The sequence below is a fragment of the Pseudomonas glycinae genome, from assembly GCF_001594225.2.
Taxonomy (GTDB): domain Bacteria; phylum Pseudomonadota; class Gammaproteobacteria; order Pseudomonadales; family Pseudomonadaceae; genus Aquipseudomonas; species Aquipseudomonas glycinae.
The window spans coordinates 646948-671116 of record NZ_CP014205.2; the positions used below are offsets into that span (position 1 = coordinate 646948).

The following is a 24169-nucleotide window of genomic DNA, read 5'->3' on the forward strand; positions in this document are numbered from 1 at the left end:
CCTTTGTGAAAAAAACGTCATGTAAATCGGCAAACTATTTCAAGGTTATACAGGATTTAGACAGGTTGGAGGCACTCTCGTGTCAGATGCAACGCCCTCAACGCTTGCCCAGATCCACCTCGAAACGGCAGCCATTGGGCTCCATCGTGCTCAACGTGACGCTCCAGCCCTGGTTCTCGCAGATGCGTTGAACCAGTGACAGACCCAATCCCAGCCCTTCTCCGCGCTTTTCGTTGCCGCGGACAAACGGCTGGAACATCGCCTCGCGCTTTTCCTCGGGAATGCCGACGCCCGAATCCTCGACAACGAAACCGTTGGCATTGAGGGTCAAGCGAATGAACCCCTGCTCGGTGTAATGCAAGGCGTTGCGCAGCAAGTTGCCCATCACTGCATTGAGCAGCGTTGCGTTGTAACGGGTGTCGGGCGGATTGCCCGGTTCGAAAATCAGCTGCAAGCCCTTGGATTCGATGGGCTCTCGCCACAGGCACAGCAAACTGTCAGCCACTTGCGAGAGGCTTTGCTGGGGCGCCGCGCCGGCGTCTTCACGCTGGGCGCGAGCGAGCATCAGGAAAGTCTGTACCAGCTCACGCATCTCTTCACTGGCCCGCGCAATGCGCTGAACCTGAGCCTTGCCGCGCTGATCGATGCCCGGATTTTCCAGCAGCAGCTCACAAGAGCTGGCCAGCACCATCAACGGCGTACGCAATTCGTGACTGACGTCGCTGGTAAACAAGCGCTCCCGCGTCAGTGCCTGACGCAAGCGTCCAAGAGTGGCGTCGAACGCCACTGCCAGCTCGCCCACCTCGTCTGCCGCATAATCCGGCGCCAGCGGAGGCGCCAGCCCGAGCAACTGGTCGCGATGGCGTACCTGGCGCGCCAGCCGAACCACCGGGGCCATCACCTTGCGCGCCAGCACCCAGCCAAGGAACACCGCCAGCGCCAGACTGAGCACGAAGCCCACCAGCACCACGGCAAACAGCACGCGCTCGCGCTCTTCGAAATCGCTTTGATCCTGCAGCAGCACATAGCGGCGACCGTCGACCACCTCGACCATCGCGTGGTACGACAGCTGCTCGCGAAAGACTTCATGGAAACCCGAATCCAGGTGTCGCAGGTCCTTGGGCAGCTCGAAGTCGCCCGGCCCGCCGCTGAAGTAGAAGAGTTGATCCGGTTCCGGCCGGTGGCTCCAGTCCGAGACATTGTCCATCAACAGCAGTCGTTGCAGGTCGCCGCCCAGCCCGGCGGAAATCAGTTTTTCCTCGACCAGATGCACGGTCGCGACGATGCCCATGGCAAACGCCCCGGCCACCAGCGCACTCATCAACGCAAAGGCGATGATGATCCGCTGGGCAAGACTTTGCTTAAACTCCATCGCGGCCCTCGGCCAAGCGATAGCCCACGCCATGCACGGTGTGCAGCAACGGTTTGGCGAATGGTTTGTCGATCACCTGACGCAATTGGTGGACATGGCTGCGCAGGCTGTCGCTGTCCGGGCAGTCATCGCCCCACAGCGCTTCTTCGAGAATTTCCCGACGCAGGACATGCGGGCTCTTTTGCATCAGCACCGCCAGCAGTTTCAGGCCGACCGGGTTGAGCTTGAGCAATTTGCCTTCGCGGGTCACTTCAAGGGTATCAAGGTCGTAGCTCAGATCGCCGACCTGCAGGGCCCGGCGACCGCCGCCCTGGGTGCGACGCATCACCGCTTCGACCCGCGCCGCCAGCTCCGACAGCGCGAACGGCTTGACCAGATAATCGTCGGCCCCGGACTTGAAGCCCTGCAAGCGGTCATCGAGCTGGTCGCGGGCGGTGAGCATGATCACCGGCGTATCGCGACGGGCGTCTTCGCGCAGGCGTTTGCACAGGGTGTAGCCGTCGATGCCCGGCAGCATGATGTCGAGCACGATCAGGTCGTAATGCTCGGTGGCGGCCAGATGCAGGCCCGACAGACCGTCCTGGGCGCAATCGACGGTGTAGCCTTTGAGCCCCAGGTAATCGGCCAGATTGGCCAGGATATCGCGGTTGTCTTCGACCAATAGAATTCGCATGGGCACCTCCTCCGTACACGGTAGCGGCCGTCTTGGCCCGCGCAGCTTACGGCCAAGTGTGGCTCACGGCTAGGCGCCGGGTGGGTTGATTTGACTTAATTGCACGGATCGCCGGACTTGACGAGTTTTTCACGAGCGGCCGACAAATCGCCGACAGAACCGGGCGCAGACTCACGCGGTTGTGCTTCTTTGAAGACCTTACCGATGAAGGAATTGCCATGGTTTCGATCTCTGCCCGCCCTGCTTCAAGGCCTTTGAATGTATGGCTTTGCCTGGGCATTCCCGCCGTCGCGGCGGTCATTCTGGTGTTGCTGGAGCTGACCGATCTGGACATGGATCTGGCCCGGCTGTTTTACGATCCGGTCGCGGGCGACTTCATCGGCCGGCACAGTTACTTTCTCGAAGACATCCTCCACGACCGCGCCAAACAAGTGGTGATCGCCTTTTCGGTGTTCTCCATCCTCGGGTTCATCGGCGCGTTTTTCATCGATCGGCTCAAACCGTTCAGACGCGAGCTGGGTTGCCTGGTGTTGTCGCTGGGTCTGGCCACCTCTTTCGTCACGCCGGTGAAAGCGGTGACAGCGGTGCAATGCCCCTGGAGCCTCGAACAGTTCGGCGGCCACGAAACCTACAGCAAGCTGCTGGAGCATCGCCCGCCGACCGACAAGCCCGGTCGTTGCTGGCCGGGTGGTCATGCGGCTACAGGTTTTACCTTGTTTGCGTTGTTCTTCGTGCTGCGTGATCGTCGCCCGCGGCTGGCCCATCAGGCGTTCATCTTTGCCTTTGCGCTGGGGTCGGTGTTCTCGATCAGCCGGATGATGCAGGGCGCGCACTTCTTTTCCCACAACGTGTGGACGGCGATCTTCTGCTGGCTGATCTGTCTGGGGTCGTATTACTGGATTCTGTATCGTCCGGCAGTAAAGGGTGAAACAGCGACACAGGCCCGTCCGGTCAACGCATGAAACTCTGAAACGCGGGCAATAAAAAACCCCGTCTGCTCACGCAGACGGGGTTTTTCGTTACTGGGTAAGGCTGGCTTACATCATGCCGCCCATGCCACCCATGCCGCCCATGTCTGGCATACCGCCGCCAGCTGCACCTTCTTTCTTCGGTGCGTCAGCAACAGCTGCTTCGGTGGTCAGGATCAGACCGCCGATGGAGGCTGCAGCTTGCAGAGCCGAACGGGTGACCTTGGTTGGGTCCAGGATGCCCATTTCGATCATGTCGCCGTATTCGCCGGAAGCAGCGTTGTAACCGAAGTTACCTTTGCCGTTCTTGACTTCGTTGACGACTACGCTTGGCTCGTCACCGGAGTTGGCAGCGATCTGACGCAGCGGCGCTTCAACAGCGCGACGCAGCACAGCGATACCGACGTTCTGGTCAGCATTGTCGCCGGTCAGTTCGGTCAGGGCTTCCAGAGCACGGATCAGCGCAACGCCACCGCCAGGTACCACGCCTTCTTCAACGGCTGCACGGGTTGCGTGCAGGGCGTCTTCAACGCGGGCTTTCTTCTCTTTCATTTCGACTTCGGAACCAGCGCCAACCTTGATCACTGCAACGCCGCCGGACAGCTTGGCCAGACGCTCTTGCAGTTTTTCACGGTCGTAGTCCGAGGAAGTCTCGGCCACCTGGGCACGGATCTGAGCGATGCGGGCTTCGATGTCGCCTTGAACGCCAGCACCGTCGACGATGATGGTGTTTTCCTTGGACAGGGTGACGCGCTTGGCGCTGCCCAGGTGTTCCAGGGTGGTGCTTTCCAGGCTCAGGCCGATCTCTTCGGAGATCACGGTACCGCCGGTCAGAACGGCGATGTCCTGCAGCATGGCCTTGCGACGGTCGCCGAAGCCTGGAGCCTTGACGGCTGCGACTTTAACGATGCCACGCATGTTGTTCACAACCAGAGTCGCCAGGGCTTCGCCTTCAACGTCTTCGGCCACGATCAGCAGTGGACGGCCGGCTTTGGCTACGGCTTCCAGCACTGGCAGCATTTCGCGGATGTTCGAGATCTTCTTGTCGACCAGCAGGATCAGCGGGCCGTCGAGCTCGGCGACCATGGTGTCCGGCTTGTTGACGAAGTACGGAGACAGGTAGCCACGATCGAACTGCATGCCTTCTACAACCGACAGTTCGTTCTCCAGGCCCGAGCCTTCTTCAACGGTGATCACGCCTTCTTTACCGACTTTTTCCATGGCTTCGGCAATGATGTCGCCGATGGAGTTGTCGGAGTTGGCGGAGATGGTGCCGACCTGAGCGATGGCCTTGGTGTCAGCGCATGGCTTGGACAGGGCTTTCAGTTCTTTGACGATCGCGATGGTCGCTTTGTCGATACCGCGCTTCAGGTCCATCGGGTTCATGCCGGCAGCGACGGCTTTCAGGCCTTCGTTGACGATCGACTGAGCCAGAACGGTAGCGGTGGTAGTACCGTCACCAGCGTCATCGTTGGCACGGGAGGCAACGTCTTTGACCAGCTGCGCGCCCATGTTTTCGAAGCGATCTTCGAGTTCGATTTCTTTGGCGACGGAAACGCCGTCCTTGGTGATGGTCGGAGCGCCGAAGCTCTTCTCGAGGATCACGTTACGGCCTTTCGGGCCCAGGGTCGCTTTTACCGCGTCAGCCAGAACGTTGACGCCTTTGAGCATCTTGGAGCGAGCGGCATCGCCGAATTTAACTTCTTTAGCAGCCATGATCGATATTCCTTAAATACTTTGTAGTAGCGGGAAAATGAGCGGGGTATCAGCCTTCCAGTACAGCGAGAATCTCGTTCTCAGCCATTACCAGCAGGTCTTCGCCGTCGACTTTCACAGTGTTGCTGCCGGAGTAAGGACCGAACACAACCTTGTCGCCGACTTTAACGGCCAGCGGACGCACTTCACCGTTTTCCAGAGTTTTGCCCGGACCTGCAGCGACGATCACACCGTGGTTGGCCTTTTCAGCAGCCGAACCTGGCAGGACGATACCGCCAGCGGTTTTCTTTTCTTCTTCGCTGCGACGGATAACGACGCGGTCATGCAGAGGACGAAGCTTCATTGTCGATCTCTCCTAATTGTGGTTTTCATCGGCCGGTGTAGTCCCGGCGGGTTTAACGAATCCGGCCTGCGCCGGTTGCGGCTCGTCGAGCGAACCGCGGAAGTCTGTCCGACTCATATGCCGGAACCTTGCGGTGACCGATACATAAGGGCGCATAAGCTGATTACAAGGGTTGAGGACAAAAAATTTTCATGCAGGCTGACTGAATTCGTCCCATAAAAGAACACGGCACCCGAAGGTGCCGTGTCGATGCAGAAGTTACTTGCTGTCGCGGTGTTCGAATTCGCCTTCGATCACATCACCTTCGCGGCCCAGAGGCTGACGCGGTGCAGGACCGCCGCGAGGTTGCAGGTCATCGGCGAACGCTCGCTGGCGCATGGCCTGTTCTTCAGCGCGCTGGCGCATTTTGTTAGCGACCAGTCGGCGACTGAACGGCAACAGCAGCACCAGACCGACCACGTCGCTGATGAAGCCCGGCAGGATCAACAGGCCACCGGCCAGGGCCAGCATCAGGCCTTCAAGCATGGTTTGCGCAGGCAGTTCGCCGCGGTTCAGGCTTTCACGGGCACGCAGTGCGGTGGCCAGCCCGGCGACGCGCAGCACGAACACGCCGAACATCGAGCCGAGAATGATCAGCAGCAGGGCCGGGAAAAATCCGATCGATCCTGCCACTTTGACGAATACGAACAGCTCCAACACCGGGAACAGCAGAAAGAGCAACAAAAAAGGGCGCATCAAAGTTTCCTCAACGCAAGAAATGCCTTGCAGTAAGCCTTAGATGACGTCGCCCTTTCGTGAATTCAAGCATCGGCCACCGCATTTTTTGGCCAGACCTCGGCGTGAGCCAAAGAAACCAAGGCCTCGCGCACTTGTATCGGCGTATGACAAGGCGCTTGAAACGGCAGCCAGTACAGCGCCTGACCGATGCGCAAGTGCATGCCTTCGGTGTCGATCCCGGCCAGTTGCGCCGGGACGGTTTTCGGCAGGCCGGCGAGGTCGACGTAATGCGCAATGGCCTTGGCGTGGTCGCTGTTCATGTGCTCGACCATGCTGACTTCGGCCTTGCCGGCGAACGGGTTGGCCAGGGTCAGGTGATCGACCCAATGGATCGCGCCAAAACCGCCGATGTAGCGATGACGCACCGGTTTGAGCACCCAGAAATCGAAATCGTGGGCCTTGTGGTAATTCTGCGAATCGGGGAAATAACGGTAGTAGCGCTCGGCGGCAGCTTCGATGGCGGCAGCGTCTTCGAGTTTTGCCGCCTCGGCCAGGTAGGTCAGGCGACCAACGGCTTGCACATCGTCGGCCTCGCGCTCACCCACCAGCAGCGAACATTTCGGATCTTTCTGCAGGTTGTGGGTGTGCTGGGCGATACGGCTGATCAGGATCAGCGGCCGGCCCTGCTCGTCCAGGCAGTAGGGAACCACGGAGCCAAACGGAAAACCGGGCATCGATCTGGAGTGGGTCGACAGCACGCCACGGTATTCCTTGAGAAGCAATTCTCGGGCATTCTTAGCCGCTTCAACGCTCAATTTATGACTCCTTAAATAGAATCCGTCGACAAAACGGACAGGCGCATGGGTTTTGTCCCACTCGCCATCGGGCAGTTCTCATGTGCAACAGGCTGCTGGCCGGTGCAGATCGAGAGGCTACCTGTAAGGACCACTCTGACCTGCTCTCGGGGGCATGCGAATGCAACTCAACGACAAAGTAATCATTATCACTGGCGGTTGCCAAGGCTTGGGCCGCTCGATGGCCGAGTATTTCGCGGGCAAGGGCGCGAAGCTGGCGCTGGTCGACCTGAATCAGGAAAAACTCGATGACGCGGTTGCGGCGTGCAAGGCCAAGGGTGTCGAGGCACGCAGTTATCTGTGCAACGTCGCCAACGAAGAGCAGGTCACGCACATGGTTGCCCAGGTCGCCGAAGACTTCGGCGCGATCCACGGCCTGATCAACAACGCCGGGATCCTGCGCGACGGCCTGCTGCTCAAGGTCAAGGACGGCGAGATGACCAAGATGAGCCTGGCCCAGTGGCAGGCTGTGATCGACGTCAACCTGACCGGCGTATTCCTTTGCACCCGTGAAGTGGCGGCGAAAATGGTCGAGCTGAAGAACAGCGGCGCGATCATCAACATCTCGTCGATCTCCCGCGCGGGCAACGTCGGCCAGACCAACTACTCCGCCGCCAAGGCTGGCGTCGCTGCGGCGACCGTGACGTGGGCGAAGGAACTGGCGCGCTACGGCATTCGCGTGGCCGGTATCGCTCCGGGCTTTATCGAAACCGAGATGACCCTGGGCATGAAGCCTGAAGCGCTGGAAAAAATGACCTCGGGCATTCCGCTCAAGCGCATGGGCAAGCCGGAAGAGATCGCCCATTCGGCGGCGTACATCTTCGAGAACGACTACTACACCGGCCGGATTCTGGAGATGGACGGCGGGTTGCGTATCTGACCCCTGCCGCGCAATGAAAAACGCCCCGGTGCACAGGCACCGGGGCGTTTTTGTTTAAACCGCAGGCATCAATCGTCGCTGATGGTGATGTTCGGCATCGCCGGCGAGGCTGCTTCCTGCAACACGATCCGCGCGCCGACGTGGCGGGCCAGTTCCTGATAGACCATGGCGATCTGGCTGTCCGGCTCGGAAATCACCGTCGGCTTGCCGCCATCGGCCTGTTCGCGGATCAGCATCGACAGCGGCAACGAAGCCAGCAGCTCGACGCCGAACTGGGTCGCCAGCTTCTCGCCACCGCCCTCACCGAACAGATGCTCGGCGTGTCCGCAGTTCGAGCAGATGTGCACGGCCATGTTTTCCACCACGCCCAGCACCGGAATGTTGACCTTGCGGAACATCTCTACGCCTTTACGCGCGTCGAGCAGCGCCAGATCCTGCGGTGTGGTGACGATCACGGCGCCAGCCACCGGGACTTTCTGCGCCAGAGTCAGCTGGATGTCGCCGGTGCCTGGCGGCATGTCGATCACCAGATAATCCAGGTCGCCCCAGGCGGTTTGCGTCACCAGTTGCAGCAGCGCGCCGGAAACCATCGGCCCGCGCCAGACCATCGGCGTGTTGTCGTCGGTCAGGAATGCCATCGACATCACTTCCACGCCATGGGCCTGCAGCGGCACGAACCATTTCTGATCCTTGACCTGCGGACGGGTGCCCTCGGGAATGCCGAACATGATGCCCTGGCTCGGGCCATAGATATCGGCATCGAGAATCCCGACCTTCGCGCCTTCGCGGGCCAGTGCCAGGGCCAGGTTGGCAGCGGTGGTGGACTTGCCCACACCGCCCTTGCCGGAGGCCACGGCGACCACGTTCTTGACGTTGGCCAGCCCCGGGATCTGCGCCTGGGCCTTGTGCGCGGCGATCACGCTGTTGACCTCGACCTTCGCAGTCACCACGCCGTCGAGATTTTCGATGGCCAGTTGCAGCAATTGCGCCCAGCCGCTCTTGAACAGACCGGCGGCATAACCGATTTCCAGCTGCACGCTGACGCGATCACCGGTGATTTCGATGTTGCGCACGCAACCGGCGCTGACCGGATCCTGGTTCAGGTAAGGGTCGGTGTATTGGCTGAGGACGGCTTCCACCGCTGCGCGAGTGACGGCACTCATGGGCAACTCCGATAACAAGACTGGGAAAAGATGGCGGGTATCCTACCCCTTCTGTCCTCCGGACGGCATGTCCGGCAACGATCTGCAGAGGTGAAATATCTTTCCCGGCGCTTTATAGTGGCCGACCTCCGTTTCATCAAGTAGCGAAGCCCCACATGTCCGAACCACGCAAGATTCTCGTCACCAGCGCCCTGCCCTACGCCAACGGTTCGATCCACCTTGGCCACATGCTGGAATACATCCAGACCGATATGTGGGTGCGCTTCCAGAAGCATCGCGGCAATCAGTGCATTTATGTCTGCGCCGACGACGCCCACGGTTCGGCGATCATGCTGCGCGCGGAAAAGGAAGGCATCACCCCGGAACAACTGATCGCCAACGTCCAGGCCGAACACAGCGCCGACTTTGCCGAGTTCCTGGTGGACTTCGACAACTTCCACTCCACTCACGCCGAAGAAAACCGTGAGCTGTCGAGCCAGATCTACCTGAAGCTGCGTGACGCCGGGCATATCGCCCAACGTTCGATCACCCAGTATTTCGACCCGGAAAAGAAAATGTTCCTGGCCGACCGCTTCATCAAGGGCACCTGCCCGAAGTGCGGCACCGAAGACCAGTACGGCGACAACTGCGAAAAATGCGGTGCAACCTACGCACCGACCGACCTGAAGGATCCGAAGTCGGCCATCTCCGGCGCCACGCCGGTGCTCAAGGACTCCCAGCACTTCTTCTTCAAGCTGCCGGACTTCCAGGAAATGCTGCAGGCCTGGACCCGCAGCGGCACCCTGCAGGACGCCGTGGCCAACAAGATCGCCGAATGGCTGGACGCCGGCCTGCAACAGTGGGACATCTCCCGCGATGCGCCGTACTTCGGTTTCGAGATTCCGGGCGAGCCGGGCAAGTATTTCTACGTGTGGCTGGACGCGCCGATCGGCTACATGGCCAGCTTCAAGAACCTGTGCAACCGCACGCCGGAGCTGGACTTCGACGCGTTCTGGGGCAAGGACTCCACCGCCGAGCTGTACCACTTCATCGGCAAGGACATCGTCAACTTCCACGCCCTGTTCTGGCCGGCGATGCTTGAAGGCGCGGGTTTCCGCAAGCCGACCGGGATCAACGTGCACGGCTACCTGACCGTCAACGGTCAGAAGATGTCCAAGTCCCGCGGCACCTTCATCAAGGCCCGTACCTACCTGGATCACCTGTCGCCGGAATACCTGCGCTACTACTACGCCGCCAAGCTGGGCCGTGGCGTGGACGACCTCGACCTGAACCTCGAAGACTTCGTGCAGAAGGTCAACTCCGACCTGGTCGGCAAAGTCGTCAACATCGCCAGCCGTTGCGCCGGTTTCATCCAGAAAGGCAACGCCGGCCTGCTGGTGGACACCAACGCCGCACCGGAACTGACCGAAGCTTTCCTGGCCGCTGCGCCGAGCATCGCCGACGCCTATGAGGCCCGCGACTTCGCCCGTGCCATGCGCGAAACCATGGCGTTGGCCGACCGCGCCAACGCCTGGATCGCCGACAAGGCGCCATGGTCGCTGAACAAGCAGGAAGGCAAGCAGGATGAAGTCCAGGCGGTCTGCGCCACGGCGATCAACCTGTTCCGCCAGTTGGTGATCTTCCTCAAACCGGTGCTGCCAGTGCTGGCCGCCGATGCCGAGACGTTCCTCAACGTCGCTCCGCTGACCTGGAACGACCACACCACGCTGCTGGCCAACCACCAGTTGAACGAATTCAAACCGTTGATGACCCGCATCGACCCGGTGAAAGTGCAAGCCATGACCGACGCCTCGAAAGAAGACCTGACCGCCAGCCAGACCGACACCGGCGCCGCCGCACCTGCCGGCAATGGCGAACTGGCCAAGGATCCGCTGTCGCCGGAAATCGACTTCGACACCTTCGCCGCCGTCGACCTGCGCGTGGCGCTGATCGTCAAGGCCGAACACGTGGAAGGCGCGGACAAGCTGCTGCGCCTGACCCTCGACATCGGTGACGAGCAACGCAACGTGTTTTCGGGGATCAAGAGCGCTTACCCGGATCCGTCGAAGCTCGACGGTCGCCTGACCATGATGATCGCCAACCTCAAGCCACGGAAAATGAAGTTCGGCATCTCCGAAGGCATGGTGATGGCGGCCGGCCCTGGCGGTGAAGAAATCTACCTGCTGAGCCCGGACAGCGGCGCCAAGCCGGGTCAGCGCATCAAGTAAGGTTCTGCCCTGACAGATCCCACAGGCGTGCTCCGTGCGCCTGTGGGATTTTTCATATCTGGCCCGCCCTCCCCGGCTGCCGGATAATGCCTAACCTTAAGTGACACACGCCCGTTCCTGCCGGCAGAACCATGACCGAACTCGTGCTTACGCTCTTCAGTGCTGCGCTGATCAACAACTTCGTGTTGCACTGGCCGCTGGGCGTCGATCCGCTGCTGGCGGGCGAACGCCGTCAGGTGCATGCGCTGGGGCTGGCAACGTTGTGTCTGATGCTGATTGTCGGCGTGGCGGGTTATGCGATCTGGCATTGGCTGCTGGTGCCGATGCAACTGGAATTCCTGCGGCAGTTTGTGTTTCTGCCGTTGAGCGTCCTGCTGATCGCGCCGTTGCTGAAGCTGTTGGCACATTGGCGACCCACGCTGCCATTCGAAGGTTTGTGGCCGCTGCTGCTGGGCAATGCCGGTGTGCTGGGGCTGACGCTGATCAACGCGCAAACGGATCAAGGCCTGTTACATGCGACAGCGCTGAGCCTTGGCGCCGGTCTGGGTTTCTGGCTGGTGTTGAGCCTGTTCAGCGATTTGCGCGAACGCACGGCCGACAACGATATTCCCCTGCCCTTTCGTGGCCTGCCGATCCTGTTGATCGGCGCCGGACTGATGGCCGTGGCTTTTCTCGGATTCAGTGGACTGATCAAAACATGAGTCTGATTCAACGCATCGATGCCTTGCTGCCGCAGACCCAATGCGGCAAGTGCGGCCATCCCGGATGCAAACCCTACGCTGAAGGCATCGCCGACGGCGAGCCGATCAACAAGTGCCCGCCGGGTGGCGACGAAACCATTGCGGCGCTGGCCGAACTGCTGAAAATCCCGGTGCTGGAACTGGACATCAGCCGTGGTTCGGCGCCGCCGCAAGTGGCCTACATTCGCGAGGCCGAATGCATCGGCTGCACCAAATGCATCCAGGCCTGCCCGATCGACGCGATCGTCGGCGCGGCAAAACTGATGCACACCGTCATCATCGACGAATGCACCGGTTGCGATCTGTGCGTGGCGCCCTGCCCGGTCGATTGCATCGAGATGCACCCGCTGCCTTTGGGCACACTGCCGGTGGTAGGCGGTCTGGCCGCCAGCCTTGAAGAACAACAGGCCCGCGCGGCCAAACGCGATCACGCCCGCCAGCGTTTCGAACGGCGCAATGCTCGCCTGCAACGCGAAGAACAGCAGAAGCAGGCCGAACGCGAGGCCCGGGCGCAGCGCGCGGCACAGGTCGAAGTCGCCGCCACCACGCTCGATCCGGTGCAGGCGGCGCTGGAACGGGTGCGCGCGCAAAAAGCCGCGACCGCCGATGCCGCGCTGAAAAAAGCCAAGATCGACGTGGCCATGAGTCGGGCGCAATTGAACAAGTCGCTCAAGGCCTTCGGTCATCCGCCGACCTTCGATCAGCAATCGCAACTGATCGTCCTGCAACAACAGTTCGAAGCGGCCGAACAGGCACTGGCGAAGCTGGAAAGCAGCGCGGCACCCGCGCCGGTCGTGGCCGCTCCGGCGAAGGACGCCGATCTGAAGCGGGCAAAAATCCAGTTGGCAATGCGCCGCGCCGAGCTGAAAAAAGCGCAAACCGCGGAGGCTCCGCCAGCCGAGATCGCCGCGCTGGAGCAAGCGCTGCGTGACGCCGAACAGGCCCTGCACAACGCCGAAGCCGCCAGCGATCAACCGGCGCCCGAGCTTGTGCGTGTCGAGAAACGTCCGATCGACGACCAGCTGCGTCAGCTGAAAACCGAACTGGCCTACGCTCGTGCCGATCTGAACAAGCTGCAACGGCGCGAAGGCACATCCGCCGACATCCTCGAAAAGGCCCGTGCTCGCCTGCAAGAAGCAGAGCGGCTGGTACAAGCTCATGTCAGCCATTGAAACCAGAGACGAGCGCCTGCAACAGGCAATGAAGCTGGTGTTGCTGGCGACATTGCCGGGATGGCTGGCGTTGTTCTGGTTTTACGGCTGGGGCGTGTCGATCAACCTGATCCTCTCCGTCGGCACGGCGCTGGCTGTGGAAGCTGCGGTGACACATCTGCGCCGCCAGCCATTGCAAGCTACCTTGACCGATGGCAGCGCGGTCGTCAGCGCCACGCTGCTGGCAATTGCCCTGCCGCCTTATTGCCCGTGGTGGCTGACGGTCACGGCGATCGCCTCGGGCCTGCTGCTGGGCAAACATCTGTACGGGGGCGTGGGCCGAAACCCGTTCAATCCAGCCATGCTCGGCTTTGCCCTGGCGATGGTCATGTTCCCGCAACCGATGACCCACTGGCCCGCCCATGGCATGGGTCTGGCGGCGGCTTTTGGCCAGGTGTTCAATCCGGGCTCACAGCCGGATGCCTGGGTTCAAGCCACCGCGCTGGACAGTTTGCGCATCAATAAAAGCCTGACCATGGACGAACTGTTTGCCGCCAATCCGGCATTCGGTCGCGTTGGCGGGCACGGCGTTGAGTGGGTGAACCTGGCGTTCCTCGCCGGCGGCCTGTTCCTGTTACAGCGTCGGGTGTTTGGTTGGCAGGCGCCGGTCGGCATGCTCGCCAGCCTGTTTGTGATCAGCCTGTTGTGCTGGAACGGTTCGGGATCCGACTCCCACGGTTCGCCACTGTTTCACCTGCTGAGCGGCGCGACCATGCTTGGCGCATTTTTCATCGTCACTGAACCGGTATCGGGCGCCAGGAGTCCACTCGCCCGTCTGCTGTTCGGCGCGGGCGTGGGGCTACTGACGTACGTGATCCGCACCTGGGGTGGTTATCCGGACGGCGTGGCGTTTGCGGTGCTGTTGATGAACCTTTGCGTGCCGGCGCTGGAGCGCTTTGCGATGGCCCGTCAGGCGCGGGTAACAACATGAACCGGACGAACAGCCTGATCACACTGTTGTTGATAAGCGCGCTGGGCATCGGCGTGACGTGGCTGGTGCAACGCAGCAATGCGCCGCAGATCGCCGCCGAACAGCGTCTGCGTGAGAGTCGTAAATTGCTGGACGTGCTGCCGGTCGACGCTTACGACAATCAGCCGCTTCAACAACCTCTGACGCTGACCGACATCAACCTGAGCCATAGTCAGCTGCTGGGCGGTTATCGGGCGAGCAAAAACGGACAACCCGTGGCAGTCCTGTTGCGCAGCCAGACCCAAGGTTACGCTGGCAATATCGAGTTGCTGATTGCCATCGACGCCAAGGGCCGATTGCTCGGCGTGAAAACCCTTGAGCAAAACGAAACGCCTTCGCTGGGCGGGCATATCGGCGACTGGCCAAATAGCTGGCTTCAGACCTTCAGCGGAAAATCACTCAGCCAACCGCCAGATGCCGGATGGGCCTTGAAGAAGGATCAGGGGCAATTCGACCAGATCGCCGGGGCAACCATTACATCTCGCGCGGCGATCAATGCCATCCACGATGCCCTGCGCTACTTCGATGAACACCGGACGGCCCTGATAGGGAGCGCGTCATGAACACGTCAGCGACACTGTCGAATTCAATGATGCTGGTGCTATTGATCGGAGCCAGCGACTCCGTGGCGGGTGCGCTGACGACGCTGTTGATATTCGCGGTTGTCGTGGGCGTTTACGGTTTGTGCATGGCACCGCTACGCTCGCGTCTGAGCAGCCAGAGCCTGTTGCCGGTCAGTCTGGTGCTGGCCGCGACGCTGACGGGCTGCGCCGATATTTTCCTGCAACGCAGTGCAATGCAGTGGCATCAACTGATCAGCCTTTATGTTGGGCTGATTGGCTTGCAATGCGTCGTGCTGGAGCACAATGGATTCTTTCGCCAGCCTGTCCGCGCACCGCTGAACCTGTGTGGCCTGTTTGCCGCGCTGATGGTTGTGCTCGCGGTATTGCGTGAGCTGATCGGGCAGGGCAGCATCGGCCATCACCTGTCGGAACACTGGCAAGGCTTGATTCTGTTCAGCGAAGGCCTGCATTTCGCGACGCTGGCGCCCGGCGCCTTCATATTGCTTGGACTGTTACTGGCCGCCCGTCAGGCCTGGACTCGCCCTGCCGCCCTACCCGAGGAAACGCATCACCCATGAATGCCGCAAAACGTCTGGAGATCTTCCGCAGGCTGCACGAGGACAACCCCGAGCCCAAGACCGAACTGGCCTACTCCTCGCCTTTCGAACTGTTGATCGCGGTGATTCTGTCCGCGCAGTCGACGGATGTCGGGGTGAACAAAGCGACGGCCAAGCTGTTCCCGGTGGCGAACACGCCGGCAGCCATTCATGCCTTGGGCGTTGAAGGTCTGTCCGAATACATCAAGACCATCGGACTCTATAACAGCAAAGCCAAAAACGTGATCGAGACCTGCCGCCTGCTGGTCGAGCTGCACAATGGTGAAGTACCACAGACGCGCGAAGAACTGGAAGCCTTGCCCGGTGTTGGCCGCAAGACCGCCAACGTGGTGCTCAACACCGCGTTCCGCCAGTTGACCATGGCAGTGGACACCCACATCTTCCGGGTCAGCAACCGCACCGGCATTGCACCGGGTAAAAATGTGGTCGAGGTGGAAAAAAAACTGATGAAGTTTGTGCCAAAACAATACCTGCTCGACTCGCACCACTGGCTCATTCTTCACGGGCGCTACGTGTGCCTGGCACGCAAACCCCGTTGTGGCAGCTGTCGGATCGAAGATTTGTGTGAGTACAAGCACAAGACTTCAGACGATTGAGCGGCTATTGGAATTATTGATTTATCGATTGAAAAAATCTTTTTTACCATCGGCGGGAATATCGATATAAGGAGCGCCAACGGCAGTCTTAGCCTGGAGTTGACCTTATGACTGACACCAAAGAACAACTGGATGTAGACGACGATTTCATCGCTGCCGAAACCGACGACGCCGAACCGGTGGTTGAAGTCGCCAAGACCAATCTCAGCAAGCGTCGAACCATCGACAACCTGCTTGAGGAGCGCCGGTTGCAGAAGCAATTGGCCGATTACGATTTTGATCTCTGACATTTGAAAGCCTCCCGAAACGGAGGCTTTTCTCTTTCTGGCATACGCTGATTCCGATCCGCCCATGATCCGTCAGCCACAGAAACTCTCAGACCAGGCCGTTCCGCTGCGCCAACTCAATCAGATCCACCAGCGACCGCGCGTTGAGTTTTAAAAGCAATCGGGTTTTGTAGGTACTCACGGTCTTGTTGCTCAGGAACATCCCGTCGGCAATTTCCTTGTTGGTCTTGCCTCGCGCCAGTTGCTGCAACACCATCATTTCACGCCCTGACAGGCGATCAACCATGTCCGCCTCGCTGGCGTTTCCCAGACTGGTTCGCACGGTGTGCAACGCCTGATTCGGAAAATAGCTGTATCCGGACAGTACCGCCTTGATTGCACTCAGCAACTCAGTGAGATCCTGTTGCTTGCAAACATAACCCGCCGCCCCCGATTGCATGCAACGCATGGAAAAGTGCCCCGGTGACTGTGACGTCAGCACGAGCACTTTCAACGGCATTGCACTTGTTGTAAGGCGCGCAATGACTTCCAGTCCATCCAGTTTCGGTATACCGATATCAAGAATGACAATATCGGGCATCTGGTCGCGGGCAAGCTGTAATGCATCCACTCCATTATCGGTTTCTGCAATGACTTCGTAGCCATGACGCTCCATCAGCATACGTACCGCAAGACGAATGACGGGGTGATCATCCACGATCAGCACTTTATTCATGGGCAAGTCCAGTTTCGCTGTTCGAATTTTTAGAACCGGCACAATAACGCAGTCATTTCATCCATGGCATGGATAAGTTCATTCACACTGGCATCAAGAGACACTTCCTACAACCCATAAAGATTAGTCCTACAGAAACGGCCCACCAGAACAAAAGCATGAGGGCAGAAAGAACAAAAGCCTCACTTCCGACCGGTCAATAACCAACAACAATTCGACCACTCATTCCAGAAATGACAAACCCATCCATCACAAAAAACCTGAAACAACATACTGATGTTCACCCGGCCACTTTTAATATAAACACCCGTTAACGAGCACTGAAGACACCACTCATCGCTCCCCTATACAAACCACTAAAAACATCACAACGAGAACAGTCAATTTCATGAGAAAAGACCATGTTGAAAAAATACAAAAAAGTCACAAACCCTATAAGCATCATCGCCATATTTGCGTTGATAACCGAAACTTCGGCGGCGGTCTCCCTGCCTTTTCTTGATAACGAAGAACGAAAAACATATATCTGGCTTTTGATCAGCTTCCCGTTTTTCTTGTCATTCCTGTTCTTCATCACACTCAACTTTAACTATCGTTCACTTTATGCACCGTCGGACTTCAATAACGAAAATAATTTCCTAAAGGCATTTGAAGATACCGCAACGAACTTGATGGAGGTACAAACGCAGCCCAATCCAGCACTGCATACGGTAAAACTGCCAAAACCATTCAGCACGCTATATATCATTGATACCAGGGGAGGAATTTCCGTATCGGAGACAGAAGTATTATTGGAAAAAACCCCACACTCGCCCAAGCACTCACTCAGAATATTTGTGTTTTTGACCAGCTCGATATCAGACGATTCAGCAACGGAAAATATCTTCAAATCGTTTAAACAGGGAAAGAAAGCCGTCGGAACTACTTACTGTATTTTCTACGACGCGGACTCAATGAACATGATCCAGGCGGGGAAAGTTTGAGAAGGCGGAATATCGCGGAGATACTGACCATTGCTGATCAAGTCAAGCAGGGGAATTTGCGCAGTGGCGGCCTTGTCACACAGACAAGGCCGCCATTTTCATCACACCAAAAAACTCAGAACAGCTTGCGGCCCTTGTTGGCAGCAATACGCATGCGCAGTGCGTTGAGCTTGATGAAGCCCGCCGCGTCGGCCTGGTTGTAGGCGCCGCCGTCTTCTTCGAAGGTCGCGATGTTGGCGTCGAACAGCGAATCGTCGGACTTGCGGCCGGTCACGATCACGTTGCCCTTGTAAAGTTTCAGACGGACAACGCCGTTCACGTTGACCTGAGAAGCGTCGATCATCTGTTGCAGCATCAGACGCTCAGGGCTCCACCAGTAGCCGGTGTAGATCAGGCTGGCGTACTTCGGCATCAGCTCGTCTTTGAGGTGAGCGACTTCGCGGTCCAGAGTGATCGATTCGATCGCGCGGTGAGCGCGCAGCATGATGGTGCCGCCCGGGGTTTCGTAGCAGCCACGGGACTTCATGCCGACGTAACGGTTCTCGACGATGTCGAGACGGCCGATGCCGTGCTCGCCACCGATCCTGTTCAGGGTCGCCAGTACGGTGGCCGGGGTCATTTCGACGCCGTCCAGCGCGACGATGTCGCCGTTGCGGTAGGTCAGTTCCAGGTATTGCGGGGTATCGGGAGCCTTCTCCGGGGAGACGGTCCAGCGCCACATGTCTTCCTCGTGCTCGGTCCAGGTGTCTTCCAGCACGCCGCCTTCATAGGAGATGTGCAGCAGGTTGGCGTCCATCGAGTACGGGGATTTCTTCTTGCCGTGACGCTCGATCGGGATCGCGTGCTTCTCGGCGTAGTCCATCAGCTTCTCGCGGGACAGCAGGTCCCACTCGCGCCAAGGGGCGATCACTTTCACGCCTGGCTTGAGTGCGTAGGCACCCAGTTCGAAACGTACCTGGTCGTTGCCCTTGCCGGTGGCGCCGTGGGAAATGGCATCGGCGCCGGTTTCGTTGGCGATTTCGATCAGACGCTTGGCGATCAGCGGACGCGCGATGGAAGTACCCAGCAGGTACTCGCCTTCGTAAACGGTGTTGGCGCGAAACATCGGGAACACGAAGTCACGCACGAATTCTTCGCGCAGGTCGTCGATGTAGATTTCTTTGACGCCCATGGCCTGCGCCTTGGCGCGAGCCGGCTCGACCTCTTCGCCCTGACCCAGGTCAGCGGTGAAGGTCACGACTTCACAGTTATAAGTATCCTGCAGCCACTTGAGGATCACCGAAGTGTCCAGGCCGCCGGAATACGCCAGAACGACCTTGTTTACGTCCGCCATGCCATCACTCCACGGGGTTCTACGGAAAGCCGAGGAGTCTACCGCCCAAACGCGAAAATTTACAGAGGCGCGACAGCTTAAGACGACAAAGCGACAGAATCTGTCGAGAGGGCGACGATGACCGGCAGGTCAGGAAGTCGCCGCCGTGTTGGCAGGCGTGCTGGCCTGAGGTGCCGGAGCAGTCGTCGGTGCCACCCGCGCCAGGTGCACGTTGACCCGCCGGTTCTTGGCTCGGTTGGCGGCATTGGTGTTCGGCACCAACGGGTAGCGTTCACCATGGAAACGCACGGTGATCTGCGATTCCTGGATGCCGTTGGCCTTGAAGAAGTCGACCACGGCCAGCGCGCGGCGGCGCGACAGCTCGCGATTGGTCAGGCGATTGCCGCTGTTGTCGGAGTGGCCATCGAGCTCAATGTGATTGACCGTCGGATCGGCCTTCATGTACTCGAGCATCACTTGCAACTTGGCCTTGGCGGCGGCGTCCAGTTCGATGCCTTCGCCGGGGAAGCCGATCTGCGATTGTTTGACCTGATCGAAATTCTGCGGAAGCAGTTTCGCCACGCAGGTCTGATAGTCATTGAACGCCTTGCTGAACTTGACCGGCAACAGGCGCACTTCCGACACCCGACCATCGCCCGATGCCCGGCGCACCACCGGGCTGCGACCGTCCATCAGCCCGCTGATCAGTTGCCCGGCCTGGGACTGCGAACTGTTGAACAGCACGTTGCCGCTGCCCAGTCGAACCGTGCCCAGATTGATGTCGCCACGCCCCGGCTGCCACGGCGCAGCCGCCGCCAGCAAAGTCGCCGAACCGCCGCCAAGCATGGCGTTGTAGGCGTTCAGGCGAAAGGTCGCCTGCTCGCCGGCCTTGCGCACGAATTGCCCCGAGCCGAAGTCGGTGATCGGCTGCGTCAGACGGCACTCGAACTTGTCGCCCTCGACCGTCCACTCAATGTTCTCCAGACGGGTCTGGTAGGTCAGTGCCATCGCGGGAAGGCTGGCAAACACACTGAGCAAGGCTAAATATCGCTGGCGCACGGGAGGCTCCATTGGCTTCTACAACAAAAAAGACCGAGACATACATCTTTACGGCATACCTATGGGATATCGGACGCTCGTCGCAAAACTTGATAGCGAGTGCCTGCAAGAGTCTTTTCCGGTAGCATTCGCCTCAGTTTGACCCGCCTGGAATCCCCTCATGTCCGACCGCCTGACCCTGCTGCGTCCCGACGACTGGCACATTCATCTTCGCGATGGTGCCGTGTTGACCAATACCGTTGCGGATGTCGCGCGCACCTTTGGTCGCGCCATCATCATGCCCAACCTGGTACCTCCGGTGCGCAACGCCGCTGAAGCCGACGGCTATCGCCAGCGGATTCTCGCTGCCCGCCCGGCCGGCAGTCGTTTCGAGCCGCTGATGGTGCTGTACCTCACCGACCGCACCCAGCCCGAAGAAATCCGTGAGGCCAAGGCCAGCGGTTTCGTGCACGCCGCCAAGCTGTATCCGGCCGGCGCCACCACCAATTCCGATTCCGGGGTCACCAGCATCGACAAGATTTTCCCGGTGCTGGAAACCATGGCCGAAGTCGGCATGCCGCTGTTGATCCACGGCGAAGTCACCCGTGGCGACGTCGACGTGTTCGACCGCGAGAAAATCTTCATCGATGAGCACATGCGTCGCGTGGTCGAGCGTTTCCCGACGCTGAAAGTGGTGTTCGAACACATCACCACCGGCGACGCCGTGCAGTTCGTCAACGAGGCTTCGGCCAACGTCGGCGCGACCATCACCGCGCATCACCTGCTGTACAACCGCAACCACATGCTGGTGGGCGGGATTCGGCCGCACTTCTATTGCCTGCCGATCCTCAAACGCAATACGCACCAGGAAGCCCTGCTCGACGCCGCCACCAGCGGCAGCGCGAAATTCTTCCTGGGTACCGATTCGGCGCCGCACGCCCAGCATGCCAAGGAAGCCGCCTGCGGCTGCGCCGGCTGCTACACCGCGTATGCCGCCATCGAGCTGTATGCCGAAGCCTTCGAACAGCGTAATGCGCTGGACAAGCTCGAAGCGTTCGCCAGCCTCAACGGCCCGCGTTTCTATGGCCTGCCGGCAAACACCGATCGCATCACCCTGGTTCGTGATGAATGGACCGCCCCGACCAGCCTGCCTTTCGGCGAGCTGACCGTTATTCCGCTGCGCGCCGGTGAAAAACTGCGCTGGCGCCTGCTGGAGGAACACGCGTGAGTGAAGACCATTTCGACGACGAACTGGACGGTCAAGGTGGCGGCGGTTCCCGTCATCCAATGGCAGCACGCTTTCGCGGCTACCTGCCGGTTGTCGTCGACGTAGAGACCGGTGGTTTCAACTCGGCCACCGACGCACTGCTGGAGATTGCCGCGACCACCATCGCCATGGATGAAAAGGGTTTCGTCTACCCGGACCACACCTACTTCTTCCGCGTCGAGCCGTTCGAAGGCGCCAACGTTGAAGCGGCCGCGCTGGAGTTCACCGGGATCAAGCTCGATCACCCGTTGCGCATGGCCGTCAGCGAAGAAACAGCGCTGACCGACATCTTCCGTGGCGTGCGCAAGGCCTTGAAGGCCAACGGCTGCAAACGGGCGATCCTGGTCGGCCACAACAGCAGCTTCGACCTCGGTTTCCTCAACGCCGCCGTCGCGCGGCTGGACATGAAGCGCAACCCGTTCCACCCGTTTTCCAGCTTCGACACCGCGACCCTCGCCGGCCTGGCCTACGGTCAAACCGTATTGGCCAAGGCCTGTCAGGCAGCCGACATCGATTTCGATGGCCGTGAAGCGCATTCGGCGCGTTACGACACCGAGAAGACGGCCGAGCTGTTCTGCGGCATCGTCAACCGCTGGAAACAGATGGGCGGCTGGGAAGACTTCGACGACTGAGGGTCGTCGGGTTGGATCCCGCGCATGAAAAAACCGGCTCAAGAGCCGGTTTTTTTGTACCTCGACGATGCGCCTTACAGGGCAGCAGCGTTCTCGGTCAGGTAAGCCGCAACGCCTTCTGGCGAAGCGTTCATGCCTTTGTCGCCTTTTTTCCAGTTGGCAGGGCAGACTTCGCCGTGCTCTTCGTGGAATTGCAGAGCGTCGACCAGACGGATCAACTCTTCCATGTTACGGCCCAGCGGCAGGTCGTTGATGATCTGCGAGCGGACAACGCCTTTGTCGTCGATCAGGAACGCGCCACGGAAAGCCACGCCGCCTTCGGACTCAACGTCGTAGGCCTTGGCGATTTCGTGCTTCATGTCGGCAGCCATGGTGTATTTCACCTGGCCGATGCCGCCATTGTTGACCGGGGTGTTGCGCCAGGCGTTGTGGGTGAAGTGCGAGTCGATCGAAACGGCGACTACTTCAACGTTGCGTGCCTTGAAGTCGGCCATACGGTTGTCCAGAGCGATCAGCTCGGACGGGCAGACAAAGGTGAAGTCCAGCGGGTAGAAGAACACCAGGCCGTATTTGCCTTTGATGGCCGAGGACAGGGTGAAGCTGTCAACGATCTCGCCATTGCCGAGTACGGCCGGGACGGTGAAGTCAGGGGCTTGTTTGCCTACGAGTACGCTCATTGATATCTCCTGGTGTAGAAACTTGAAGTTCAGGGTTCGGGCCAGCCTGCCACCCTCAGGCGACAGCCCTGTGACACGAACCCCCTTCGCAAGGGCCGACCATCATACACTGCGTTTTTCGACTGTCCTTAAAGGTTTTTCGCGAAATCCCGGCTGGCATTCAGCCATGCACCACCGTTCGTCAGTCACAGCCGTTGGCGATGAAAACCCTTCGGAAAGCACTTTGACAATCATTCTCGTTAACATTAAGATCCATCGCAATTGAGTCACAACCAGCGACGGTTCTCACTTATGTATGTTTGCCTCTGCACTGGCGTCACCGACGGACAAATCCGCGAAGCGATCTATGAAGGTTGCTGCAGCTATAAAGAAGTCCGTCAGGCCACCGGCGTCGCCAGCCAATGCGGCAAATGTGCGTGCCTGGCGAAGGAAGTGGTTCGCGAAACCCTGACCAAGCTGCAAACCGCCCAGGCCGCGATCCCCTACCCGGCAGAATTTACCGCCGCGTAATTATCCCGAATTCGAAGAACCGGACTTATGTCCGGTTTTTTTATGCCTGAAAATCAATTGCTTAGCGCCTAGACGCGGAACACAAACATTCTTATTCAGATTAATTTTCATTTATTATTCAATAACTTAGGTTTGACACTTATAAATACCAAGCTCAAACTCTGCCTTATATACCGCTACTTAGGGCAGGACTCCCATCATGAAAGGCGACGTAACAGTCATCCAGCATCTCAACAAGATCCTTGCCAATGAGCTGGTCGCGATCAATCAGTACTTCCTGCATGCACGCATGTACGAAGATTGGGGCCTGAACAAGCTCGGCAAACACGAGTACCACGAATCCATCGACGAGATGAAGCACGCGGACAAGCTGATCAAGCGCATTCTGTTCCTCGAAGGCCTGCCGAACGTGCAGGATCTGGGCAAGCTGCACATCGGCGAGCACACCAAGGAAATGCTGGAGTGCGACCTGCGTATCGAGAAGACCGGCCACGCCGATCTGAAGGCCGCCATCGCCCACTGCGAATCTGTCGGTGACTTCGGCAGCCGCGAACTGCTCGAAGACATCCTGGAATCCGAAGAAGAACACATTGACTGGCTGGAAACCCAACTCGGCCTGATCGATAAAGTCGGTCTTGAAAACTATCTGCAATCGCAGATGGGCGAAGACGAATAATTAGCCAGCGCTAAACTCGAGACACTAAAAAGCCCCGCCCTCTTTCGAGAGGCGGGGCTTTTTATTGCCCGGACTTCAGCTCGCCGAAATCCGGGCAGAAGCCAATCAGGCTTCGGACTTGGCCGCAGCAGCCTTGGCGGATGCTTCCTTGACCAGGGTCTGCAGCTCACCGTTGGCAAACATTTCAGCCATGATGTCGCTGCCGCCGACCAGTTCACCGGCTACCCACAGCTGCGGGAAAGTCGGCCAGTTGGCGTACTTCGGCAGGTTGGCGCGGATTTCCGGGTTCTGCAGGATGTCGACGTAGGCGAACTTCTCGCCGCAGCCCATCACAGCCTGCGCAGCTTTCGCGGAGAAGCCACACTGGGGGGCATTCGGCGAGCCTTTCATGTAAAGCAGAATGGTGTTGTTGGCAATCTGCTCTTTAATCGTTTCGATGATATCCATGGAGCACCTCGGCTGAACTTTCCGACTCATGGGTC

27 protein-coding genes are annotated in these 24169 nt (G+C 59.2%); 15 read left to right on the forward strand and 12 right to left on the reverse strand.

From position 1 onward, the window contains the following. Window positions 1-97: 97 nt before the first annotated feature. A complete protein-coding gene (locus tag AWU82_RS02945; RefSeq protein ID WP_064383820.1) occupies window positions 98-1372 on the reverse strand; it encodes a sensor histidine kinase in 1275 nt (424 codons plus the stop codon). Then, window positions 1362-2045, reverse strand: a complete 684-nt coding sequence (gene colR, locus AWU82_RS02950; protein ID WP_007953224.1) for a two-component system response regulator ColR — start codon at window positions 2043-2045, stop codon at window positions 1362-1364. The genes AWU82_RS02945 and colR overlap by 11 nt, the downstream gene beginning before the upstream one ends. Window positions 2046-2263: 218 nt before the next feature. Between colR and AWU82_RS02955 the strand changes: the two genes are divergently transcribed. After that, a complete protein-coding gene (locus tag AWU82_RS02955; RefSeq protein ID WP_064383821.1) occupies window positions 2264-3007 on the forward strand; it encodes a phosphatase PAP2 family protein in 744 nt (247 codons plus the stop codon). 75 nt (window positions 3008-3082) lie between these two features. Here the strand turns inward: AWU82_RS02955 and groL are convergent, their stop codons facing one another. The 4 genes from groL to AWU82_RS02975 form a co-directional block, all read right to left on the reverse strand. Further along, the gene (gene groL, locus AWU82_RS02960; protein ID WP_064383822.1) at window positions 3083-4729 is read right to left on the reverse strand and encodes a chaperonin GroEL; all 1647 of its coding nucleotides are present in this window, start codon (window positions 4727-4729) and stop codon (window positions 3083-3085) included. Window positions 4730-4778: 49 nt separating this feature from the next. Beyond that, window positions 4779-5072, reverse strand: a complete 294-nt coding sequence (locus AWU82_RS02965) for a co-chaperone GroES (protein WP_064383823.1) — start codon at window positions 5070-5072, stop codon at window positions 4779-4781. Window positions 5073-5330: 258 nt separating this feature from the next. Continuing rightward, window positions 5331-5807, reverse strand: coding sequence for an FxsA family protein (locus AWU82_RS02970; protein WP_039765871.1), 477 nt, complete (start codon window positions 5805-5807; stop codon window positions 5331-5333). 65 nt (window positions 5808-5872) lie between these two features. Next, window positions 5873-6604, reverse strand: coding sequence for a HugZ family pyridoxamine 5'-phosphate oxidase (locus AWU82_RS02975; protein WP_064383824.1), 732 nt, complete (start codon window positions 6602-6604; stop codon window positions 5873-5875). Between the two features lie 160 nt (window positions 6605-6764). On the opposite strand from AWU82_RS02975, the gene AWU82_RS02980 reads away from it, so the two are divergent. After that, window positions 6765-7523 carry an SDR family oxidoreductase gene (locus AWU82_RS02980; RefSeq protein ID WP_011335726.1) on the forward strand — a complete coding sequence of 253 codons (759 nt, stop codon included), beginning with the start codon at window positions 6765-6767 and terminating at the stop codon, window positions 7521-7523. 68 nt (window positions 7524-7591) lie between these two features. Here AWU82_RS02980 and apbC read toward each other — a convergent pair whose 3' ends face one another. Then, the gene (gene apbC, locus AWU82_RS02985) at window positions 7592-8686 is read right to left on the reverse strand and encodes an iron-sulfur cluster carrier protein ApbC (RefSeq protein WP_064383825.1); all 1095 of its coding nucleotides are present in this window, start codon (window positions 8684-8686) and stop codon (window positions 7592-7594) included. 155 nt (window positions 8687-8841) lie between these two features. Here apbC and metG point away from each other — a divergent pair, with 155 nt between their 5' ends. The 8 genes from metG (at window position 8842) to AWU82_RS03025 (ending at window position 15877) form a co-directional block, all read left to right on the forward strand. Then, on the forward strand, window positions 8842-10893 hold the full coding sequence (gene metG / locus AWU82_RS02990) for a methionine--tRNA ligase (RefSeq protein ID WP_064383826.1): 2052 nt from the start codon (window positions 8842-8844) through the stop codon (window positions 10891-10893). 131 nt (window positions 10894-11024) lie between these two features. Further along, window positions 11025-11594: an electron transport complex protein RnfA gene (locus AWU82_RS02995; RefSeq protein WP_064383827.1), complete on the forward strand. Its 570-nt coding sequence runs from the start codon at window positions 11025-11027 to the stop codon at window positions 11592-11594. Next, window positions 11591-12805, forward strand: coding sequence for an electron transport complex subunit RsxB (rsxB, locus tag AWU82_RS03000; protein WP_064383828.1), 1215 nt, complete (start codon window positions 11591-11593; stop codon window positions 12803-12805). Before AWU82_RS02995 ends, rsxB begins: the two co-directional genes overlap by 4 nt. Continuing rightward, on the forward strand, window positions 12792-13775 hold the full coding sequence (locus AWU82_RS03005; RefSeq protein ID WP_064383829.1) for an RnfABCDGE type electron transport complex subunit D: 984 nt from the start codon (window positions 12792-12794) through the stop codon (window positions 13773-13775). Before rsxB ends, AWU82_RS03005 begins: the two co-directional genes overlap by 14 nt. Next, window positions 13772-14377 (forward strand): RnfABCDGE type electron transport complex subunit G, encoded by a 606-nt coding sequence (locus tag AWU82_RS03010; protein WP_064383830.1) that lies wholly within the window; start codon window positions 13772-13774, stop codon window positions 14375-14377. Before AWU82_RS03005 ends, AWU82_RS03010 begins: the two co-directional genes overlap by 4 nt. Beyond that, window positions 14374-14955 (forward strand): Rnf-Nqr domain containing protein, encoded by a 582-nt coding sequence (locus tag AWU82_RS03015; protein ID WP_064383831.1) that lies wholly within the window; start codon window positions 14374-14376, stop codon window positions 14953-14955. Before AWU82_RS03010 ends, AWU82_RS03015 begins: the two co-directional genes overlap by 4 nt. Further along, a complete protein-coding gene (nth, locus tag AWU82_RS03020; RefSeq protein ID WP_064383832.1) occupies window positions 14952-15590 on the forward strand; it encodes an endonuclease III in 639 nt (212 codons plus the stop codon). The genes AWU82_RS03015 and nth overlap by 4 nt, the downstream gene beginning before the upstream one ends. A gap of 107 nt (window positions 15591-15697) precedes the next feature. Next, window positions 15698-15877, forward strand: a complete 180-nt coding sequence (locus AWU82_RS03025) for a PA3496 family putative envelope integrity protein (protein ID WP_064383833.1) — start codon at window positions 15698-15700, stop codon at window positions 15875-15877. Between the two features lie 88 nt (window positions 15878-15965). Here the strand turns inward: AWU82_RS03025 and AWU82_RS03030 are convergent, their stop codons facing one another. Further along, window positions 15966-16592: a response regulator transcription factor gene (locus tag AWU82_RS03030; RefSeq protein ID WP_007953203.1), complete on the reverse strand. Its 627-nt coding sequence runs from the start codon at window positions 16590-16592 to the stop codon at window positions 15966-15968. A gap of 401 nt (window positions 16593-16993) precedes the next feature. Between AWU82_RS03030 and AWU82_RS03035 the strand changes: the two genes are divergently transcribed. Next, window positions 16994-17575 (forward strand): hypothetical protein, encoded by a 582-nt coding sequence (locus tag AWU82_RS03035; protein ID WP_064383834.1) that lies wholly within the window; start codon window positions 16994-16996, stop codon window positions 17573-17575. 115 nt (window positions 17576-17690) lie between these two features. On the opposite strand, the gene AWU82_RS03040 is transcribed toward AWU82_RS03035, so the two are convergent. Together AWU82_RS03040 and AWU82_RS03045 are read right to left on the reverse strand one after the other, a co-directional pair. Continuing rightward, window positions 17691-18908: an argininosuccinate synthase gene (locus AWU82_RS03040; protein ID WP_011335737.1), complete on the reverse strand. Its 1218-nt coding sequence runs from the start codon at window positions 18906-18908 to the stop codon at window positions 17691-17693. Between the two features lie 129 nt (window positions 18909-19037). After that, window positions 19038-19946 carry a flagellar protein MotY gene (locus AWU82_RS03045; protein WP_007953200.1) on the reverse strand — a complete coding sequence of 303 codons (909 nt, stop codon included), beginning with the start codon at window positions 19944-19946 and terminating at the stop codon, window positions 19038-19040. Between the two features lie 160 nt (window positions 19947-20106). Here AWU82_RS03045 and pyrC point away from each other — a divergent pair, with 160 nt between their 5' ends. Together pyrC and rnt are read left to right on the forward strand one after the other, a co-directional pair. Further along, window positions 20107-21153 carry a dihydroorotase gene (gene pyrC / locus AWU82_RS03050; protein ID WP_064383835.1) on the forward strand — a complete coding sequence of 349 codons (1047 nt, stop codon included), beginning with the start codon at window positions 20107-20109 and terminating at the stop codon, window positions 21151-21153. After that, entirely contained in the window at window positions 21150-21824 is a 675-nt protein-coding gene (gene rnt, locus AWU82_RS03055; protein WP_007953196.1) for a ribonuclease T, read from the forward strand. The genes pyrC and rnt overlap by 4 nt, the downstream gene beginning before the upstream one ends. Window positions 21825-21898: 74 nt before the next feature. Here rnt and AWU82_RS03060 read toward each other — a convergent pair whose 3' ends face one another. Further along, window positions 21899-22501 (reverse strand): peroxiredoxin, encoded by a 603-nt coding sequence (locus AWU82_RS03060; protein ID WP_007963972.1) that lies wholly within the window; start codon window positions 22499-22501, stop codon window positions 21899-21901. Window positions 22502-22792: 291 nt separating this feature from the next. On the opposite strand from AWU82_RS03060, the gene AWU82_RS03065 reads away from it, so the two are divergent. Next, window positions 22793-23011 carry a bacterioferritin-associated ferredoxin gene (locus tag AWU82_RS03065; RefSeq protein ID WP_007953193.1) on the forward strand — a complete coding sequence of 73 codons (219 nt, stop codon included), beginning with the start codon at window positions 22793-22795 and terminating at the stop codon, window positions 23009-23011. Window positions 23012-23210: 199 nt separating this feature from the next. Continuing rightward, entirely contained in the window at window positions 23211-23687 is a 477-nt protein-coding gene (gene bfr / locus AWU82_RS03070; protein ID WP_011335740.1) for a bacterioferritin, read from the forward strand. A 105-nt stretch (window positions 23688-23792) separates the two neighbouring features. On the opposite strand, the gene grxD is transcribed toward bfr, so the two are convergent. Beyond that, window positions 23793-24134: a Grx4 family monothiol glutaredoxin gene (gene grxD / locus AWU82_RS03075; RefSeq protein ID WP_039765841.1), complete on the reverse strand. Its 342-nt coding sequence runs from the start codon at window positions 24132-24134 to the stop codon at window positions 23793-23795. Window positions 24135-24169 lie beyond the last annotated feature (35 nt).

Coding starts and splice junctions, on each gene's coding strand:
- AWU82_RS02945 (WP_064383820.1), bottom strand. CDS start 1,372: ATGGAGTTTAAGCAAAGTCTTGCCCAGCGGATCATCATCGCCTTTGCG.
- colR (WP_007953224.1), bottom strand. CDS start 2,045: ATGCGAATTCTATTGGTCGAAGACAACCGCGATATCCTGGCCAATCTG.
- AWU82_RS02955 (WP_064383821.1), top strand. CDS start 2,264: ATGGTTTCGATCTCTGCCCGCCCTGCTTCAAGGCCTTTGAATGTATGG.
- groL (WP_064383822.1), bottom strand. CDS start 4,729: ATGGCTGCTAAAGAAGTTAAATTCGGCGATGCCGCTCGCTCCAAGATG.
- AWU82_RS02965 (WP_064383823.1), bottom strand. CDS start 5,072: ATGAAGCTTCGTCCTCTGCATGACCGCGTCGTTATCCGTCGCAGCGAA.
- AWU82_RS02970 (WP_039765871.1), bottom strand. CDS start 5,807: ATGCGCCCTTTTTTGTTGCTCTTTCTGCTGTTCCCGGTGTTGGAGCTG.
- AWU82_RS02980 (WP_011335726.1), top strand. CDS start 6,765: ATGCAACTCAACGACAAAGTAATCATTATCACTGGCGGTTGCCAAGGC.
- apbC (WP_064383825.1), bottom strand. CDS start 8,686: ATGAGTGCCGTCACTCGCGCAGCGGTGGAAGCCGTCCTCAGCCAATAC.
- metG (WP_064383826.1), top strand. CDS start 8,842: ATGTCCGAACCACGCAAGATTCTCGTCACCAGCGCCCTGCCCTACGCC.
- AWU82_RS02995 (WP_064383827.1), top strand. CDS start 11,025: ATGACCGAACTCGTGCTTACGCTCTTCAGTGCTGCGCTGATCAACAAC.
- rsxB (WP_064383828.1), top strand. CDS start 11,591: ATGAGTCTGATTCAACGCATCGATGCCTTGCTGCCGCAGACCCAATGC.
- AWU82_RS03005 (WP_064383829.1), top strand. CDS start 12,792: ATGTCAGCCATTGAAACCAGAGACGAGCGCCTGCAACAGGCAATGAAG.
- AWU82_RS03010 (WP_064383830.1), top strand. CDS start 13,772: ATGAACCGGACGAACAGCCTGATCACACTGTTGTTGATAAGCGCGCTG.
- AWU82_RS03015 (WP_064383831.1), top strand. CDS start 14,374: ATGAACACGTCAGCGACACTGTCGAATTCAATGATGCTGGTGCTATTG.
- nth (WP_064383832.1), top strand. CDS start 14,952: ATGAATGCCGCAAAACGTCTGGAGATCTTCCGCAGGCTGCACGAGGAC.
- AWU82_RS03025 (WP_064383833.1), top strand. CDS start 15,698: ATGACTGACACCAAAGAACAACTGGATGTAGACGACGATTTCATCGCT.
- AWU82_RS03030 (WP_007953203.1), bottom strand. CDS start 16,592: ATGAATAAAGTGCTGATCGTGGATGATCACCCCGTCATTCGTCTTGCG.
- AWU82_RS03035 (WP_064383834.1), top strand. CDS start 16,994: ATGTTGAAAAAATACAAAAAAGTCACAAACCCTATAAGCATCATCGCC.
- AWU82_RS03040 (WP_011335737.1), bottom strand. CDS start 18,908: ATGGCGGACGTAAACAAGGTCGTTCTGGCGTATTCCGGCGGCCTGGAC.
- pyrC (WP_064383835.1), top strand. CDS start 20,107: ATGTCCGACCGCCTGACCCTGCTGCGTCCCGACGACTGGCACATTCAT.
- AWU82_RS03060 (WP_007963972.1), bottom strand. CDS start 22,501: ATGAGCGTACTCGTAGGCAAACAAGCCCCTGACTTCACCGTCCCGGCC.
- AWU82_RS03065 (WP_007953193.1), top strand. CDS start 22,793: ATGTATGTTTGCCTCTGCACTGGCGTCACCGACGGACAAATCCGCGAA.
- bfr (WP_011335740.1), top strand. CDS start 23,211: ATGAAAGGCGACGTAACAGTCATCCAGCATCTCAACAAGATCCTTGCC.
- grxD (WP_039765841.1), bottom strand. CDS start 24,134: ATGGATATCATCGAAACGATTAAAGAGCAGATTGCCAACAACACCATT.